Raw genomic sequence first — 1,467 nt, 5'->3', positions numbered from 1 at the left:
TTATGTTATGACGGGGAAGCAACTACTCTGGGCTATACGCGAATACGTGCGCTTGATACATCAGCTTGGGAGGCCTCAATTATGAGGGGATCCCCCAGCGCCCAACTAACCGGTGAGGGTTGTTGGCACGTTGTTTTGCGTATTTTTTGCAAAACGCGTGACTGTTACCCGAATCCGTGTTTAGTTGCTTGTTAGGCTAATAACTCCTATTTTTAATGTATTCACAAACCAAATCTGTCATTAATTGAGAAGAACGAGCTTGAACATCCCTTAACTCATCCAGACACAATGGTTCTGTACCAATCATTTCAGCTATTACAGGATGATGGCTAATTAGAGCATGATGTGAAATCTTATTTCGATCATTTATAGCTGCTTCAATCTGTTTGTGAAGTTGTATGTTGGTATTGACAGTTTTGAACTTTTTAAAAAGCCAGCCCAGTGGCTTGTATTGAACTTGCTCAAGAGTAAACAAAGGTTCAAGCTCATCAATCATTGGATCGCTTTTACTCTTGCATAAATAACTTTTCAATACAGCCTCTATCAGTTGGTAGTTTTTTAGTGCGTATAAAACCATACCTTCATTTTCATGCAGTTTTCTGGGCCACTTCATTAGCTCAAGAATGTCATCTTCCATTTCACTTGCCTATTAGCCTAACGCCTTGCTAACGGGCGATAACGCTAGACCACCCGACATAAAATTTGTGCCCTAAACACTGAAGCCGATTTGAATGAAAGTGGCCAAGCGTTAGGAGTCCCTGTTAAGCGATTTGTTATATTTTATTTGATAGATTCGATAAATCTCGAACCTACATTTTTATAAATATTGTTCAAGTCAGACTTAACACTCAATTGTCCACTATTAGCCATCAGACCAACCACAAGAGCAATAGAGGTGTCGATTAATTCACTTGCAGACTCAAAAGTTACATTGTGGCCTGGTGATTGTTCACAGTTAAAAAGTGTTGCTTTATCATTATGAGCAAGCTTTATATCTCTATATTTTTTTACGCGCAAATCTCGCCAAATATCAGCTGTTTTATTGCGTAGCTTATTAAGCCTGTCATCTAGAAATTGTTCGTGCTGCAACACTAGATTTCGCTGGGATAGGTATTCCAGAATTTCACCATTAAGCTTATAACCATCAGAGTCGAATAAACGCGCTAAAGATATTAAAATTTCGTCATGCATTGAACGTTTAATAACTGTTGTAAACTCAAGAGACTTGGCTGACAAAGTATCTATTGCTTCACGAGAATCAAAGATTTCGCTATACACTTGTATACTTCTTCTAATACGAATTGCTTCTGAAAGATAACGATTAAATTCATCCATTTTACAAGAGCCTCCTGAAAATATAACGCCCTGTTCTGAGGAATCCCCAGATAATCATTCTTAAAATCAATGTGATGGACACGCACGGCATTGTTTGATCTAATTTATTTCGCCAAAAACTAACCAGATAAC

Annotated in this window: 2 protein-coding genes; both read right to left on the bottom strand. The window is 38.1% G+C overall.

The genetic code is table 11. From position 1 onward, the window contains the following. Positions 1 to 196 precede the first annotated feature (196 nt). The gene (locus MHN31_RS24045; protein WP_239445547.1) at positions 197 to 637 is read right to left on the bottom strand and encodes a hypothetical protein; all 441 of its coding nucleotides are present in this window, start codon (positions 635 to 637) and stop codon (positions 197 to 199) included. A gap of 143 nt (positions 638 to 780) precedes the next feature. Continuing rightward, positions 781 to 1,335 carry a hypothetical protein gene (locus MHN31_RS24040; RefSeq protein ID WP_239445546.1) on the bottom strand — a complete coding sequence of 185 codons (555 nt, stop codon included), beginning with the start codon at positions 1,333 to 1,335 and terminating at the stop codon, positions 781 to 783. Positions 1,336 to 1,467: the final 132 nt, after the last annotated feature.

The sequence above is a fragment of the Pseudoalteromonas sp. McH1-42 genome (assembly GCF_022347845.1).
GTDB classification, from domain to species: Bacteria; Pseudomonadota; Gammaproteobacteria; order Enterobacterales; family Alteromonadaceae; genus Pseudoalteromonas; species Pseudoalteromonas rubra_D.
The sequence above is the reverse complement of the archived record's forward strand: the minus strand, read 5'-3'. Positions and strand labels throughout refer to the sequence as shown.

What these genes read in the sequence shown, in the direction of transcription:
- MHN31_RS24045 (WP_239445547.1), bottom strand. Translation starts at nt 637, where the DNA reads ATGGAAGATGACATTCTTGAGCTAATGAAGTGGCCCAGAAAACTGCAT.
- MHN31_RS24040 (WP_239445546.1), bottom strand. Translation starts at nt 1,335, where the DNA reads ATGGATGAATTTAATCGTTATCTTTCAGAAGCAATTCGTATTAGAAGA.